The 14,495-nt window shown below is 71.9% G+C and carries 16 protein-coding genes; 9 read left to right on the forward strand and 7 right to left on the reverse strand.

From position 1 onward, the window contains the following. The first annotated feature begins 127 nt into the window (after window positions 1-127). Entirely contained in the window at window positions 128-574 is a 447-nt protein-coding gene (locus LCE31_RS15320; protein ID WP_225014812.1) for a winged helix-turn-helix transcriptional regulator, read from the forward strand. Between the two features lie 387 nt (window positions 575-961). On the opposite strand, the gene LCE31_RS15325 is transcribed toward LCE31_RS15320, so the two are convergent. Together LCE31_RS15325 and LCE31_RS15330 are read right to left on the reverse strand one after the other, a co-directional pair. Beyond that, on the reverse strand, window positions 962-1,201 hold the full coding sequence (locus LCE31_RS15325) for a hypothetical protein (RefSeq protein WP_225014813.1): 240 nt from the start codon (window positions 1,199-1,201) through the stop codon (window positions 962-964). Between the two features lie 364 nt (window positions 1,202-1,565). After that, complete coding sequence (locus tag LCE31_RS15330) at window positions 1,566-2,285, reverse strand: leucine-rich repeat domain-containing protein (protein ID WP_225014814.1); 720 nt, start codon at window positions 2,283-2,285, stop codon at window positions 1,566-1,568. Window positions 2,286-2,516: 231 nt separating this feature from the next. On the opposite strand from LCE31_RS15330, the gene LCE31_RS15335 reads away from it, so the two are divergent. After that, on the forward strand, window positions 2,517-2,768 hold the full coding sequence (locus tag LCE31_RS15335; protein ID WP_225014815.1) for a hypothetical protein: 252 nt from the start codon (window positions 2,517-2,519) through the stop codon (window positions 2,766-2,768). A 106-nt stretch (window positions 2,769-2,874) separates the two neighbouring features. After that, window positions 2,875-3,444: a Clp protease N-terminal domain-containing protein gene (locus LCE31_RS40850; protein ID WP_308042254.1), complete on the forward strand. Its 570-nt coding sequence runs from the start codon at window positions 2,875-2,877 to the stop codon at window positions 3,442-3,444. Here LCE31_RS40850 and LCE31_RS15350 read toward each other — a convergent pair. Beyond that, window positions 3,435-3,635 carry a DUF397 domain-containing protein gene (locus LCE31_RS15350; RefSeq protein ID WP_374118475.1) on the reverse strand — a complete coding sequence of 67 codons (201 nt, stop codon included), beginning with the start codon at window positions 3,633-3,635 and terminating at the stop codon, window positions 3,435-3,437. The two genes, LCE31_RS40850 and LCE31_RS15350, sit on opposite strands and share 10 nt — an antisense overlap. Next, complete coding sequence (locus tag LCE31_RS15355) at window positions 3,610-4,431, reverse strand: helix-turn-helix domain-containing protein (RefSeq protein WP_225014817.1); 822 nt, start codon at window positions 4,429-4,431, stop codon at window positions 3,610-3,612. Before LCE31_RS15355 ends, LCE31_RS15350 begins: the two co-directional genes overlap by 26 nt. Before the next feature lie 122 nt (window positions 4,432-4,553). On the opposite strand from LCE31_RS15355, the gene LCE31_RS15360 reads away from it, so the two are divergent. Then, window positions 4,554-4,844: a hypothetical protein gene (locus LCE31_RS15360; RefSeq protein ID WP_225014818.1), complete on the forward strand. Its 291-nt coding sequence runs from the start codon at window positions 4,554-4,556 to the stop codon at window positions 4,842-4,844. 20 nt (window positions 4,845-4,864) lie between these two features. On the opposite strand, the gene LCE31_RS15365 is transcribed toward LCE31_RS15360, so the two are convergent. Then, window positions 4,865-5,935, reverse strand: a complete 1,071-nt coding sequence (locus tag LCE31_RS15365) for a hypothetical protein (protein WP_225014819.1) — start codon at window positions 5,933-5,935, stop codon at window positions 4,865-4,867. A gap of 353 nt (window positions 5,936-6,288) precedes the next feature. Here LCE31_RS15365 and LCE31_RS15370 point away from each other — a divergent pair, with 353 nt between their 5' ends. The 3 genes from LCE31_RS15370 (at window position 6,289) to LCE31_RS15380 (ending at window position 7,507) form a co-directional block, all read left to right on the forward strand. Further along, a complete protein-coding gene (locus tag LCE31_RS15370; protein ID WP_225014825.1) occupies window positions 6,289-6,609 on the forward strand; it encodes a signal peptidase I in 321 nt (106 codons plus the stop codon). Between the two features lie 176 nt (window positions 6,610-6,785). Beyond that, window positions 6,786-7,277 (forward strand): DUF2975 domain-containing protein, encoded by a 492-nt coding sequence (locus LCE31_RS15375; RefSeq protein ID WP_225014820.1) that lies wholly within the window; start codon window positions 6,786-6,788, stop codon window positions 7,275-7,277. Next, on the forward strand, window positions 7,277-7,507 hold the full coding sequence (locus LCE31_RS15380) for a helix-turn-helix domain-containing protein (protein ID WP_225014821.1): 231 nt from the start codon (window positions 7,277-7,279) through the stop codon (window positions 7,505-7,507). Before LCE31_RS15375 ends, LCE31_RS15380 begins: the two co-directional genes overlap by 1 nt. Window positions 7,508-7,842: 335 nt before the next feature. Here the strand turns inward: LCE31_RS15380 and LCE31_RS40435 are convergent, their stop codons facing one another. Continuing rightward, on the reverse strand, window positions 7,843-9,402 hold the full coding sequence (locus LCE31_RS40435; RefSeq protein WP_263631878.1) for an eCIS core domain-containing protein: 1,560 nt from the start codon (window positions 9,400-9,402) through the stop codon (window positions 7,843-7,845). A 244-nt stretch (window positions 9,403-9,646) separates the two neighbouring features. Beyond that, the gene (locus LCE31_RS15395; RefSeq protein WP_225014822.1) at window positions 9,647-10,507 is read right to left on the reverse strand and encodes a L,D-transpeptidase family protein; all 861 of its coding nucleotides are present in this window, start codon (window positions 10,505-10,507) and stop codon (window positions 9,647-9,649) included. Window positions 10,508-11,088: 581 nt separating this feature from the next. Between LCE31_RS15395 and LCE31_RS15400 the strand changes: the two genes are divergently transcribed. Next, window positions 11,089-14,049 (forward strand): AfsR/SARP family transcriptional regulator, encoded by a 2,961-nt coding sequence (locus tag LCE31_RS15400; RefSeq protein ID WP_225014823.1) that lies wholly within the window; start codon window positions 11,089-11,091, stop codon window positions 14,047-14,049. Window positions 14,050-14,267: 218 nt separating this feature from the next. Then, the gene (locus tag LCE31_RS15405; RefSeq protein ID WP_225014824.1) at window positions 14,268-14,438 is read left to right on the forward strand and encodes a hypothetical protein; all 171 of its coding nucleotides are present in this window, start codon (window positions 14,268-14,270) and stop codon (window positions 14,436-14,438) included. Window positions 14,439-14,495: the final 57 nt, after the last annotated feature.

Below are 14,495 nucleotides of genomic sequence, written 5' to 3' on the forward strand. Positions count from 1 at the left end.
GCCGCCAACGCCGCTCCGGCCCCGCGCGGCCCGTCCATCGCGCCCCCATCGGTTTCATCTTGCTACCAGATGGGTGACGGTAACCCGCCCTGGTAGCATGTTGCAACCACAACGAGGGAGAGACGGCATGGTGGAACGGACGCGCTTCGACGACAGCGACTGCCCCGTCGCGCGATCGGTCGACACGATCGGCGACTGGTGGTCCCTGCTGATCGTGCGGGACGCGTTCGACGGCAGCCGCCGCTTCGGGGAGTTCCAGCGCGGCCTCGGCGTCGCGAAGAACATCCTCGCGACCCGCCTGCGCCACCTGACCGCCGCGGGAGTCCTCGACACCGCCCCCGCGTCGGACGGCAGCGCCTACCGCGAGTACATGCTGACGGAGAAGGGGAAAGCACTGTTCCCCGTCATCGTCGCGCTGCGGCAGTGGGGCGAACAGACCCTCTTCGGCGCCGACGAACCGCACTCAGAGTTGGTGGACCGCCGCCAGGGGCGCCCGCTGCGAGCCCTGGAGGTCCGTTCCGCGGACGGACGGCGGCTCGACGCCGACGACACGATCGTCCACAAGGTCGACTGAACGGGGACGACGCGCCGTCTCCATGCCCCGGGCCGCCCCGGGCGGGTCGGCATGCGGTGTTCCGCTGCCGGAAGGCCAAGCGCGAGCTGCCGAGTTGCGCCGCCGGAAGACCAAGCGCGGGCGGTCAAGTCCCACTGCCGGAAGGCCAAGCGCGGGCGTCGCGTTCCGGGCCCCTGATGTGCGCGCCCATCAGAGGAACCAGTGGAGGCGGAGGCCTCATGCGCCGGAGACCGAAGGTCATCCGTCCGACGCGTGGCGCAGTCCGCGTACTGCGGACGCGCAGTGCCCGCAGATCTTGAAGACCGGCGTTACGGGGCTCCCGAACTCACCGACAGTTACGGCCTGAACGCGGAGCCCCGGCGCGTTCGGGCCGCCACGGGGATGGAATCAGTACAGCACCCAGAGGGAGATTCGCCCATTGACGTTGATACAGGTGGCGTCCTGGTACTCCTGCTTCGCCCTGGGGATGTCCGCCTGGCACGCGGCCATGTTGGGGTACATCTCGGGACCGCCGGCAAGGTCGTGCCAGGTCGGAGCGGCCGAGGCGGAGCCGGCCGTCAGCGGGATCGCGACCGCGGCGGCGGCGACGGCAAGCCCGTAGGACATTCGCTTACCCCATGACTTCACATTTCTCTCCTCACGCGCAGGGCCGTACCCGTGCCGGGCAGACCGTGTCAGGGCAACTCGCGCCCGGGAAACCCTCGATCAATCGTCAGTCCAACACACGGATGGATGTAACTCAGAGCTACCGAGGTCCTTGTTACAAGCCCCCGACAAAGCGGGAGGCAGATGCCGTGAAACCGGACTTGGCACCCCCTCAACCCCTTCAGGGCAAAAGTCGAACTTGGTCGGCAAATGGGCCTCTTGACCCCTGAATTCCGCAGCAACGCATAGCGCTCCGGCGGTTGCGGTGGTAGCGCTGTCGCGGTTGCGGTGGGCACGCGAAGCTCCTCAGGTGGCGCCTCGTGACATCGAAGCAGGGTCCCGCCACTCACCGCAGGACGACGCATCCACGCTCCTCCAGCGCCGTCAGCAGGCGGCGGGAGAGCGTGCAGGGGTTCCAACGGAGGTCCAGCTTCTCCAGTGCGGACATCTGGAGGACCCAGTCCGGGACACGGCCGATGCGGTTGCCGCGGAGATCGAGCTGCCGGAGCCGCGGAAGAAGAGCCAGGGGTTCGGGCAGTTCGGTGAGGGAGTTGTCGCGCAGTTCCAGGTGGCGCAGTTCACGCAGGTGGACGGCCGTGGAGGGCAACGCCCTGAGGCTGTTGCCCCGCAGCCAGAGCTCGCGCAGCTTGTGGAGGTGGCCGATGGTGTCGGGCAGAGTGGTGAGCCGGTTGTGCTGGGCTCGCAGCTCGACGAGTTCCGCCATGCGTCCGACGGCCCCCGGCAGGGCGGCGAGTGGGTTCCCGCCGACGTTGAGGTAGCGCAGGCGCGTCAGGCCGCCCAGTGTTTCCGGGACTCGCGACAGGTTGTTGTCGTGCAGATAGAGGCAGTCACTGAGTCCGGTCAGCTCGCCCAGGGCGTCGGGGAGTTTCGTGAGGCTGTTGTGTCCGAGGTCGAGTGTGGCCAGGCGGCTCAGCCGCCCGATCTTCGGCGAGAGGGTCGTGAGGCCGTTGTCCGCCAGGATCAGAACACGGAGATCGGTGCGCCGCCACACGGACTCGGGCACCTCTCCGAGCCGCTGACGCCAGAGGTTGAGGGTCGGGCGCACGGCCGCATCCCTTCCGTCAGCGCAGCGAGCTGGCCTTTGACTTCGATCGACACCGTATCGAGTGAATCCCGTTCCGCAGGCCGTCGTGTGCGCGCGGCGCGCTCCCCGGCCCACCCGGCCTGAGGGGGCCGCACCCCCGGACAGACCCATGACCATCCGCGCACCGTCCGTCAGGGCTCTTCTGTCAGGGTTCCTTGACATCTCTCCGGACGTCAGGGAATCCTGACAGGCATGGAAGCCGACAAGACACCGGCGACACCGGCGGACCTCGCGGGTCAGGTGACCCATCCGGACCCTGACGTGGGCCTGCGTGCCGTCGTCGCGCTGCGACGCCTGCTGGACGAGCTCGAACGCCTTCACGTCGACAACGCCCGAGAAAACGGGTGGTCGTGGCAGGACATCGCGTCCGCTCTGCACGTCAGCAGGCAGTCGGTGCACGAGAAGCACGCGAGCCGCCGCAAGGCCACGGGCAAAGAAAGCTGAGACCGCAGATGCCGCCGAGGCGACCACCGGCGGGTGGCCGCCTCAGCGACCGAGGCCGCTGGGCAACACAAGCCGCTGGGCACCAGAGGGAAGACAGGAGAACGAGATGTTCGAGTACTTCACCGAGCATGCGAAGCGCGCCATCGTCGCGGGCCAGGACGAGGCGCTGGTCCTCGGCCACGACTTCATGGGCACCGAGCACCTGCTGCTCGGCCTGGCCGCCACGCCCGACAGCACGGCCGGCGCGATACTGACCGCGTCGGGCGCCGGGTTGGACCGCACGCGGACCGCGACCGTACAAACCCTGGAGGCCGCCGGGGTCTTCGGCACGGGCGCTCAGGACGCGAGGGACGCGCTGTCCGTGCTCGGCATCGACGTGGACGAGATCAAGCGCCGCGCGGACGGCACGTTCGGCGAAGGCGCGTTCCAGTACCCGAGGCCCGCGTACACACCGCACGCGAAGAAGGCACTCGAACTGACGCTGCGGGAATGGCAGTCGTGCGGCCACGACAAGGAGCACCCGGGCGACGGCATCGGCACGGAGCACATGCTGCTCGGCCTTCTGGCCGAGCAGGAGGGCCGGGCACACCAGGTACTGGCGTCACTCGCCGTGGACGAGGACGCCCTGCGTACGGCGGCCCGGGAGCGGGCCGGGTACGCGAGCGGTCAGAGCTGACGCACGAACCGCGCCCAGGCGGCGGCCGGAACGGCGAGCACGGGCCCGCCGGGACGCTTCGAGTCCCGGACGGGCACGAGGCCGGGCTCGGCAACCTCCTCGAAAGCCCTCCCGTCGTTGTTCTCGGCACACGCCTCGACCGCTCGTGTCACTTCGTCGCGTGGATCACGTATGCAATCCCGTGAGCGCACGCTTGATCAGGTCCATGGACCTGCCCATCGAAAGCGCGTCGACCGCCAGCAAGTCATAGACGCGCTCGGCCGTTTTGATGTGCTCCCTCTCACCCAGGAGCTGTCCTTCGAGGAACCCGTCCACATAGACGACGTTCGGGCCCTGGTCCAACGTGAGCGATGCGAAGGAGCCTTCGCAGCCCGCATGCATACCGACGTCGTAGGGGATCACCTGGAGAACCAGATCAGTGGACTCAGCCATGTGGATCACGTGCTCGAACTGGCCGCGCATCGTGTCAATGTCGCCCGTTCTCCGATGAAGCACGCTCTCATCCAGCACGACCCACATTTCGGGTGGATTCGGACGCTTGAGGATGTGCTGCCGCTCGATGCGACCACTCACCATCTCTTCGATCCGCTCGCGGCTGTCACGTCGCGTGCCGAGCACCGCACGCGCATAGTCCTCGGTCTGCAGCAGACCGGGCATCACCTGTACTTGGAACGACCGGATCCGGACCGCCGCTTCCTCCAGCTCCGTGTAGGGCCGGAACCACTTCGGATGCGCGTATTTGATCACCAGGTGCCATAGCCGCGTGAAGTACTCCCCAGTGCCGAACTTCTCGTCGGCCAGCGCGGACAGTTCCTTCGTCGGAAGCCGCTTCGCCGCCTCGATCTTGTTGAGGAGCGAGGGCGACATCAGGGCCATCTTCGCGAAGTCCCGCTGGCTGATACCCGCGTCCTCCCGCCGTCGCCGTAAGTCGGTGACATAGAACGACAGTACGGAATCCGACGGATCCAGTTCCTCCGCGTAAGGCATGGGAACACCTCTCCCGTTGATAGAGCGTGAAGTCAACCGCTCCCCCCTTTTGAGCCTAGCGACGAATGCCGATGCTTGAGACACAGACGGTAATTGTTCGCTGGCGAAGGGCCACCAGGGTGATGACACAGAGCGAGGCGCGCCGCGCCCTCTCGAAGATGACCGAGACCATGGGGACGGACGGGATCCTTCTCGTCCGCAAGGACGAGGACGTGCCCGAGCAGGGCGCGGAACAGCCGGGAGAAGAGCCCGAGGAGCCCGCCGGCCCCGAGGACGCGTGGGAGGACGTGGTCCCCGGCAGGGCCCTGCGGTGGCCGAAGTGCGAGTGCGGGTCGCCGAAATGCCCCGACTACGAGGCGTTGCGTACGAAGGTCGCGGAGCGCAACAAGCGCAGCAGCCGGGGCGGCACCTGAACGGTCGGGGCCGGAGTCGCTCACCCGCCGGACGTCACGGCCTCCGCCCCGTTCTCCCCGGCCCGCCGCAGCTCCGTGTGGAGGAGTGCGAGTGCTGTGCATACCGGCGGCACGACCAGCGCCGTCATGAGCAGCAGGCTCACCGCGGCGGGGACAACCGCCATCAACGCCCCTGCGGCGTAGGGGTTGTTGTTTGTCACCCCCAGCATGGCCAGGCCGACCAGGTGGGCGACGGGCTCCGCCGCGTACGAGAGTGCGGTGTACGCGGCGACGACGACGGCCGCGAGGAGCAGGCAGACGGATGTCGCCCGCCGGCGCGCGCGGCTCGTCAGTGACCAGGACCGGCGCACGGCGGCCCGCGCGGTGGGCGCGCCGTTCACGGCGGCGGCGGTGGCGAGGCTGAGGCGGAGCCACACGAAGAGCGCGACGGCGGAGACGAGCGAGGTCAGGCCGTTGCCCAGCAGCCGGTAGGGCGTAGAGCTCCAGTAGTCGAGCCGCGGTATCTCGATGCCCAGCATGCCGCCGTTCCGGAAGAACGCCGCGACCAGACAGGCGAGCAGCGCCAGGACTCCGGCGCAGGCGGTCGTCAGCAGCTGCGCGCGGAAGGCGAGCCAGACGTACGGGCGGCTGCGCCGCCACAGTTCGCGGGGATCCAGCCGTGGGCCGTCACGCTCCGCGTCGCGGACGGCCACGGCGTACGCGACGAGCATCAGGGCGAGGACGAAGACGGCGAGGAACGCCAGGACCACCATGAAGGGGGCGCTCCTCAACCAGATGCCGGTGTAGAGATCCGGGTAGTAGCCCTCGGCGGCGTCGTCCGCGGACATGTCCATCCGGGCGTACTTCCAGGTGAGGGCGAAGTAGTGCCGGGAGAGAACGAACGCGCCGGTCACCAGCGCCAAACCGACGAGCGCGGCGAACACCGAGACGCCGAGGGAGAAGCCGTACAGACCGCGCCACTGGCCGCGGAAGAGGCCCAGGGTGCCCGTGGTGAGTGTGCGCGGCGCCCCGCCCGGTGCCCCGGCATCACCCGCGGGCCCACGGTCCCCCGTGTCCCGCGCCGCCGTCCGCCTGCTGCCTCGCGTCACCACACGTGCCCCTCTCTCCTCCCCCACTCCACGGTCATGTCCGGCCACCGCTCGCCCCTTGCGTGTCGGACCTCTTCCCCTCCACGCGTACGCGCCCGCCGCGGTTCCCGCCGGATTCGCACCCGGCGGCCGGCGTGAGTCCAGCCACACCGACCTGACCTGCGGCGACGGCGGTGACTCGCCCCGAAGGGCCGTGGCCGGATCCACTAGCGTCCTGTCCCGTGACGCCTGAACCCGCAACCGAGCCCCGCCGCGACTCATCCCCTTCTTCTGTTTCCTCTGTTTCCTCCGTTTCCTCTGCTCCCTCCGTCCACGTCGGCAACGCGGGCACGGACGCCGCTCTCGACCGGGGCTGGATCCTGGGGCACTTCAAGGACCCCGGCGACCCGCGCCACAGTGAGGACGTCGAGATCAAGTGGGGCGTGCACCCACGCGGGGACCGGCGCGCGCGATGGATCACGGGCGAGGAGCGGACCGCGCTGCTCGTCCTCATCAGCGGCCGCTTCCGGGTGGAACTGCCGGACCGCACCGTACTGCTGACCCGCCAGGGCGACTACGTGGTGTGGGGCCACGGCACCGACCACTCCTGGCACGCGGAAGAGGAATCGGTCGTCCTCACCGTCCGCTGGCCCTCCCTCCCCGGCTACGCGGTACAGGACCACCCAACGCGGAAGTGACGGACCCGACGGCCGGCGCGGGGAGTCGACCGCACGCCGTCTGCCGGGCAGCCGGCGAGCACGGTGCCGTGCGCCCGGCACGGGTGCGTTCTGCCGCCCCGCCTCCCGCCCCACTCCTTGCCCAATCTATCGAATTTCGATAGATTTCCATCGCTATTCGATGGAAGGATGAGGCCATGGGGAAGCTGACCATGCGTGCGCTGCGCGCCCTGCTCGCGGTGGTGCTCGCCGGCACCGTGTGCGTACAGGCGCTGATGGTGTGGACCTTGGTCAGCGGGAGCGACCCGGAGGACGGGTCGCTCCCCCTGACCGCGCTGCGCGTGATCACGATCCTGGGCATGGTGTCGGTCCAGGTCGCCCTGGTCTGCGTAGGGCGGCTGGTGACGATGGTGCGACGCGGAACCGTGTTCTCCCACGCCGCCTTCCGGTACGTGGACGGTGTGATCGGCGCGATCGTCGCGGCGGCCCTCCTGTGGTTCGCGGTCACAGCCGTCAACGCGCCGGGCCAGCGCGACGACCCGGGCGTCACCGTCATCATGGGCGGGATCGGCGTGGCCATTCTGGGGGTGGCGCTCATCGTGCTCGTGCTGCGGATGCTGCTCGCCCAGGCCGTCGCGCGTGACGTCGAAGCGACCATGATGCGGGCCGAGTTGGACGAGGTGATCTGATGCCGATCACCGTCGACATCGACGTGATGCTGGCCAGGCGGAAGATGTCCGTGGGCGAGCTCGCGGACCGCGTGGGGATCACCCCCGCCAACCTGGCGGTACTCAAGAACGGCCGCGCCAAGGCGGTGCGCTTCGCGACGCTCGCCGCGCTCTGCGAGGTGCTCGACTGCCAGCCGGGCGACCTGCTGCGCTGGGAGGCCGAGGAGCCCGGGGACGCCGCAGACGGCTGACGCGCTCTCTGCGGCACCCGCCGGGGACATGTGGATCACCGGCGGCGCGGAGTCCGTCCGGACCGCCCGGGGCTGCGGCCCCGCGCCCCGGTCAGCGGCGCTCCGGCCCGAGCGCGTTCCGCTCCCGTCCGAAGACCCTGGCTCCGCCGGGATGTGCGGGCACAGGGCGGCAGCGCGGGCCCGGTGGACGCGCGGCGGGGCGATGTCGCCACCCCGCGGAGCCCGGCAAGCTTCGTCAGCTCGTCGGCCATCGACGCGGGCGCGGCGGGGGGGGCGGCCGCCGGGGGGGGGGGGGGTGGCCCCCCCCCCCCCGCGCGTCCCGTGCCCGCGGAGGGTCAGTACCGGCGGCGCGGCTCCACGGTGACGATTTCGGGATCCTGGTCGTACGACGACGATCCACCGCCGTACCCGCCGCACCCGCCGTACGACGACGATCCGCCGCCGTACCCGCCCCCGCCGTACGCGGAGGAACCCCCGCCGTACGCCGACCGGCCGGGCCCGACCGTGACGACGTTGGCACCGCCGTAGCCGCCGCCACCCGAGGGCGCGCCCCCGCGACCGCCGCCGTATCCGCGCTCGGGCGACGCGGAACGGCGATCGTCGCCGTAGTAGGGCGCTCCGACCCATGCCGTCGGCTGCCGGTCCATGTGCCGGCTCTCGCTCTTGGACGCCCGCTTGCCGCCGTTGCACCTGCGGCACAGGACACGGAGGTTGGCCGTGTCGCTCGCCGCCATTTGGGCGGCGGCCAGGCTCATCCCCGTGGCCATGCGGTACATGTTGTCGCCGACCGGTACGGGCCAGTCGTCGATGGGGTCCACCGCACGGTGCACGTAGGCGAGGATGCCCTCCATGTGGTCGATCTCGTACCAGTTGTCCTTCTTGGCCTTCTGTGCCACGCCCTTGCTGTAGACCATGTCGCCGCACTTCTGGCACGCGTAGCGATTGGCCTTCCGCGACGCGCTGTACTCGCTGTGCGTCGTCGCCAGGACCGCCGCCTCCGTGCCCTCCACCCAGCCGAGTTGGCGCCGCGTGCCGTCCCACAGGCGCTCGTTGTTCGGCCCGCGGGTCGGCAGGGGCGCGGACATCGCCCGGATCATCGGATCGTCCCGGTCGCGGTTGCGCGCGGCTCCGGCGCGGCTGCGCTCGTGGGTGCGCGGCCCGCGCTGGTGCCTCTCCCGCTCGGTGGTGGACCGGACAGAACGCCCGCTGAACATCCGCTGCACCGCCGCCGCGCCGGCCGGAGCCTCGGCCGCGGGCGCCGCGACCGACGAGATCAGCCGCTGGACCGCGGCCGAGGGCCGGCTGACGTTCTCCATGGCGGCGGCCTGCCGCTCCTCGGGCGAGTTCGGGTCCGAGACGCTCACTCCGTCGCCGCGGTCGTGGCCCGAGACGGGCCCGGCCGCCTGCTGGAAGGTGTGCGCCACCTCGTGCAGCACCTTCTTCCGCGTCATGGCGCCGTCGAAGACCATGTGGTTGCCGGAGGTGTACGCCTCGGCCCCCACGTCCCTGGCCGACTGCCGGGCCTGCGCGTCGGTGTGCACCCGCAGGTGCGACAGGTCGACGCCGTAGACCGACTCCGCCTCCGCGCGCATCGGGCCTTCGAAGCCGCTGCCCGGGGTGCTGACGACGTCCGTGACGGCGGAACGCTGCACCGCCGGTGCGTGCCCGCACCCCTGACCGCACCCGGCGCCGTGCTGGTCCTGGCTCTTCTCCTGGGCGAGGCGCTGGACGGTGGCGGCGTTGCCCGCCGCGCCCTGGAGCGCCGCCACCTGTGCCGCCGTCAGCGGACCCCTCGCCGTCAGGGTCCGCTGCACGGGCTGGGCCCGCGTGGCGGTCGCAGGGAGCCCCGGCTGACGGGGAGTTCGCCGTTCGCCGGCCGCGCGCGGTATGTGCATGAGCGGGTTGCCTCCTCAGTGCGGACGTATCGCCCGCACCCTCTTCGACGCACGAGGACAGGGGCCCACAGCGTACGTCGCGGCGGTCGAATACGCCCCGGAACCTGATCGGTTCGCCGCGTCCGCCCCGGCCCGTGGGACGAACGGCGCCGCCCGCTGCCGCGTCGGTCAGGCCGCGCCGGCTACCGCGCCATTGAGACCGCGCCGGTCACCGCGCCAGTCACCGCATCGGTCACCGCGCCGGTCATCGCGCCAGTGAGGCCGCGTCGCCCATCACGACCACCGGGTGCAGGGCCGGGTCGAGGAAGCGGAGCAGGGCCTTGATGTGGTCCTCCGACATGGCGACGCAGCCGTGCGTGGGCCCGCCGTGGTCGACGTGGAACCAGATGCCGCCGCCCCTCGCGTCGCCCCACGGGCGGCCCTTGTCCAGCGGTGAGCGGCCCGCGACGCGGTTGTAGTTGATGGCCACGACGTAGTCGAAGGCGTGCTCAAGCGACTCGCCCTCGAACCCGGTGCCCCCCGTCGCGAAGTCGGGCGACTGGTGATACGGCAGGCGCGTGCCGGGGTCGGCGAGACGGCCGCCCGCGTCGGTCAGGCCGAAGACGCCGACCGGGGAGCGCAGATCGTCGTCGTAGTGCTCCCGCGTCCAGCCTTCGAGGGCGTTGCGGGCCCGCCAGTGGCCGTCCGTGACCCAGCCCGCCTCCGTCTGCTGGTACGCGACGAGGCGGGACCTCGGCGAGTCGGCGTCCTCGCCCGTCACCACCACGACCTGACGGGCGTTCGCCGGGACGGCGGCGAGCGTGCTGGGGCCGAGTCCCGGCAGTTGGCGCCGCACCAGGGAACCGGCGGCCTCCAGCGGGCCCGGCGCGCCCCGCAGCCTCGCGGCGGCTCCCTCGGGCGCCGCGGCCGGGGCGGCGGGCCGCTTGTCGGCCTGATCCTCCGTCGGCCCCACGGCCGCCGCCGCGCCCGCCCGGTCCGGTGCGGCCCCGTCGCCGCTCCCGCAGCCGCACAGCCCGCCGAGCACGGCGGCGGTCAGGACGGCGGCCGCGAGGGGCCGGGCGGTACGCCGCGAGCGGCGCGGAGCGACGGGTCGTACGGGGTTCACAGGTCGAACGAGATGTACGGGATATACGGGATGTACGGGGTGTACTGGGCGCGCGCGGCGTACGAGGCGTACGAGGCGTACGGGCATGGAGCTCACCTTTGGTAGTCCTGGCTGTTCCTCCGGGCGGGGGAAGGTCCCTCACACCACGTCAACCGGTTCTGCTACCCGTCGGCCCGCAGCCCGGCCCGGTCGCGTCCACAGGCTCACCCTGCTGGCCCTGCCCGGGTCCCCCTCCCCTACGTCACGACCGCCGCGCGCGCCCGGCGGCGCACCCCGGACGGACGCGGAGCGGCCGAGGACCGGCCCGGGACCGGAGCGCCGCGCCGGGCCGGACCGCCGCGCCTGACCGCCGGCTGACGGGGCGTCGCACTGCGCCGGGCAGCCCTCGCACCGCGCCGAGCGGCCCTCGCGCCGCGCCGCGGGGGCCAGATCCGGCCACCCTCGCCCGCCTCCGCTCAAGGAAGCGCGGCCGAAGCCCTGTCGAGGCATTGTGCAGACAGGCACCCGTGGCTGACGCGCCCGCCCGGGACAAGGCACACTGTCGGAGCAGTGAAACCGCCAGCGGGGGGCGAGGGGGAGCCATGGACCGTGACAGCGGGCCACGCGTACCGGAACAGAGAGTTCCGGAGAAGCGAACGGTGGGGCTCGACGACAGCCACCGCCTCCGCTTCAGCGTGCTCGGCCCGGTCCGGGCCTGGAGCGACGGCGAGGCCCTGCCGCCCGGTTCCCCGCAGCAGCGGGCCATGCTCGCCGCGCTGCTGCTGCGCGAGGGCCGCACGGCCACGGCGGCCGAGCTGATCGACGCGTTGTGGGGCGAGGAGCCGCCCGCGCGTGCGCTCGCCGCCATCCGTACGTACGCCTCCCGGCTGCGCAAGGTCCTCGGTCCCGGCGCGCTCGTCAGCGAGTCGGGCGGCTACGCGATGCGCGCCCCGGCGGGCGCCCTCGACCTCCAGATCGCGCACGACCTCGCGGCGAAGGCCGAGAAGGCCCGCGCGGCGGGCGACCGCCAGGGCGCGAGGGCGCTGCTGGAGAAGTCCCTCGGGCTCTGGGACGGCGAACCGCTCGCGCATCTGCCGGGCCCCTTCGCCCAGACGCAGCGCGCCCGGCTCACCGAGTGGCGGCTCGGCCTCGTCGAGACGCGGCTCGACCTCGACCTCGAACTCGGCTGCCACGCCGAGGCCGTGTCCGAACTGACCGCGCTGACCGCCGCGTACCCGCTGCGCGAGCGGCTGCGGGAACTGCTGATGCTGGCGCTGTACCGCGCGGGCCGGCAGGCCGAGGCACTCGCCGTCTACACCGACACCCGCAGGCTGCTCGCCGAGGAGCTCGGCGTGGACCCGCGCGCCGAGCTGACGGAGCTCCAGCACTCCATTCTCAACGCGGACGAGGAGCTGGCCCGCCCCGCGCTGCGCGCGGTGCCCGACGTCGCCGCACCGCGGCCCGCGCAACTGCCCGCCACTGTCCCGGACTTCACCGGACGCTCGGCATTCGTGGCGGACCTGGGCAAGCGGCTGGCGCTCGCGGAGAGTTCGGTGATGGCGGTGTCGGCGCTGGCCGGCATCGGCGGGGTCGGCAAGACGACCCTCGCGGTGCACATCGCGCACGCCGCGCGCCCGCACTTCCCCGACGGGCAGCTGTACGTGGACCTCCAGGGCTCCTCGGCCGCCGCGGCCGACCCCGAGACGGTCCTCGGGTCCTTCCTGCGGGCGCTGGGCACCCCCGACCGGTCGATCCCCGGGACGCTGGAGGAGCGGGCGGCCCTGTTCCGCTCGACGCTCGACGGGCGGCGCGTCCTGGTCCTGCTCGACAACGCGCGCGACGCGGCGCAGGTACGCCCCCTGCTGCCCGGCACCCCCGGCTGCGCGGCGCTGGTCACCGGCCGGACGCGGATGGTGGACCTGGCCGGGGCGCACCTGGTCGACCTGGACGTCATGTCGCCGGAGGAGGCCCTCGAACTCTTCACCAAGATCGTCGGTGCGGACCGGGTGGGCGCGGAGCGCGAGGCCGCGCTCGACGTCGTCGCGGCCTGCGGGTTCCTTCCGCTGGCGATCCGTATCGCCGCGTCCCGGCTGGCCGCACGGCGTACCTGGACCGTGTCCGTGCTCGCGTCGAAACTCGCGGACGAGCGGCGCAGGCTCGACGAGCTCCAGGCCGGCGACCTCGCGGTGAAGGCGACGTTCGAGCTGGGCTACGGCCAGCTGGAGCCGGCGCAGGCCCGCGCGTTCCGCCTGCTCGGCCTCGCCGACGGGCCCGACATCTCGCTGACCGCCGCGGCCTCCGTGCTCGACCGTACGGCGGAACAGACGGAGGACCTCCTCGAAGCGCTGGTCGACACCTCGCTGCTCGAATCGGGCGCGCCCGGCCGCTACCGCTTCCACGACCTCGTACGGCTCTACGCGCGTGCCTGCGCCGAGAGCGACGAACTGCCGCCGGCCCGGCGCGACGAGGCGCTGGAGCGCCTGCTCGACTTCTACCTCGCGACGGCGTCCCGGGTGTACGGCATGGAGCGCCCCGGCGACCGTACCGTCGCCCACCTGGAGCCGACCCGCAGCGGGGGCCTGTCGTTCACCACCCGCGCCCAGGCGCTGGACTGGCTGTACGCGGAAGCCGCCTCGATCCTCGCCAGCGTCCAGCAGTCACTGGCCTCCCCCGGCCTGCTGCGGCGGGCGGTGGATCTGCTGCTCGCGGCGAAGGACCTGTCGGAGTCGGGCGCCAACTCGCGTGCGTACGAGGCGGCCACGGTGGCCGCGCGGGACGCGGCCGAGGCGGCGGGCGACGCCCGCGCCGAGGCCCGGGCCCGTACGACGCTGACGCAGGTCTGCATCAAGGCGGGCCGCTTCGAGGAGGCGGACGAGGAGGCCGGGCGCGCCATGGCGCTGGACACCGCGGACGAGGACGCGTGGATCAGGTCCAACCTGACCAACGAGCGCGGCATCATCGCCTTCTGCCAGGACCGGTACGCGGACTGCGAGGTCTTCAGCAGGGCGGCCAGCGAGTCGTTCCGCGCCGACGGCAACCGGCCGGGCGAGGCGAGCGCCCTGTGCAACGCCTCGCGCGCGCTGGTCGCCATGGGCCAGACGTCCGAGGCGATCGAACTCGTCCAGGCGGGCATGGCGATCTACGACGCCCTGGGGCTCACGCTGCGGCTCGCCAACGCGCGCTTCGCACTCGGCATCGCGCTCTCGCACGCCGAGCGGTACTCCGAGGCGCTGGAGGAGTTCAACCAGGCGGTCCAGGTCTTCGAGGAGAACCGTCAGCGGCTCTGGCTCGGCACGACGTACTTCAGGATCGCGCAGGTCCAGCTCGCCACCCGCAGGCCGGGGCGGGCCGCCCAGTTCGCGGAGCAGGCGCTCGCCACCGGCTTCATCGGCGGCGACTGGATGCGGGCCAACATCCTGACCGAACTCGGCAAGGCGCTGGACACGCTGGCCCAGCCGGGCCGCGCCCGCGCCTGCTGGGTCGAGGCCCTGGCCCTGTACGAGGCCATCGGCGCGGACCAGGCGGCCGAGGTGCGGCTGCTGCTCACCCCGCTCGCCGCCTGACCGCGCCGCACCGGCCGCACGGCGCCCTCTTCCCGGCCGCGCACGCTCGCACCGGGGGCGTTCATCGAACGTTTAACGCCTCCTGGCATGCTCAACGCAACGGCGATTCGTCGCACGGGGGAAGGACGAATCGTCTGAGGCGCTCGTTCGGCACGGCACGGGGGTGGTGTCGGGCGAGCGCCACCCATTCCAGCGCCAGTCCACAGGAGTCAGAAACGATGAGCGAATCGACGAAGGACGAGGAAGTCACCACTCTCGACAGCCACATCCCGGCTCCTCCTGAGGACGCCGCCGGTGAGAACGCGAAGGACGCGGCCACCGGCCCGGAAACCGAGGCCGCCACCGGCGACGACACTCCCATCAAGCCGCTCGACAGCCACATCCCGTAAACGGGTCGGGAGCACGGGGGAAGCACGGGGGAACGGGGAAGCACCCACCCGGCGGGG

Origin of the sequence: Streptomyces sp. 8L, from assembly GCF_020176795.1 — a bacterium.
Taxonomy (GTDB): Bacteria; Actinomycetota; Actinomycetes; order Streptomycetales; family Streptomycetaceae; genus Streptomyces.

Bases quoted from the DNA above. Each gene is read 5' to 3' on its own strand.
- LCE31_RS15335 (WP_225014815.1), top strand. From the start codon at position 2,517: ATGGAAGCCGACAAGACACCGGCGACACCGGCGGACCTCGCGGGTCAG.
- LCE31_RS15380 (WP_225014821.1), top strand. From the start codon at position 7,277: ATGCCGATCACCGTCGACATCGACGTGATGCTGGCCAGGCGGAAGATG.
- LCE31_RS15355 (WP_225014817.1), bottom strand. From the start codon at position 4,431: ATGCCTTACGCGGAGGAACTGGATCCGTCGGATTCCGTACTGTCGTTC.
- LCE31_RS15400 (WP_225014823.1), top strand. From the start codon at position 11,089: ATGGACCGTGACAGCGGGCCACGCGTACCGGAACAGAGAGTTCCGGAG.
- LCE31_RS40435 (WP_263631878.1), bottom strand. From the start codon at position 9,402: ATGCACATACCGCGCGCGGCCGGCGAACGGCGAACTCCCCGTCAGCCG.
- LCE31_RS15320 (WP_225014812.1), top strand. From the start codon at position 128: ATGGTGGAACGGACGCGCTTCGACGACAGCGACTGCCCCGTCGCGCGA.
- LCE31_RS15375 (WP_225014820.1), top strand. From the start codon at position 6,786: ATGGGGAAGCTGACCATGCGTGCGCTGCGCGCCCTGCTCGCGGTGGTG.
- LCE31_RS15360 (WP_225014818.1), top strand. From the start codon at position 4,554: ATGACACAGAGCGAGGCGCGCCGCGCCCTCTCGAAGATGACCGAGACC.
- LCE31_RS40850 (WP_308042254.1), top strand. From the start codon at position 2,875: ATGTTCGAGTACTTCACCGAGCATGCGAAGCGCGCCATCGTCGCGGGC.
- LCE31_RS15405 (WP_225014824.1), top strand. From the start codon at position 14,268: ATGAGCGAATCGACGAAGGACGAGGAAGTCACCACTCTCGACAGCCAC.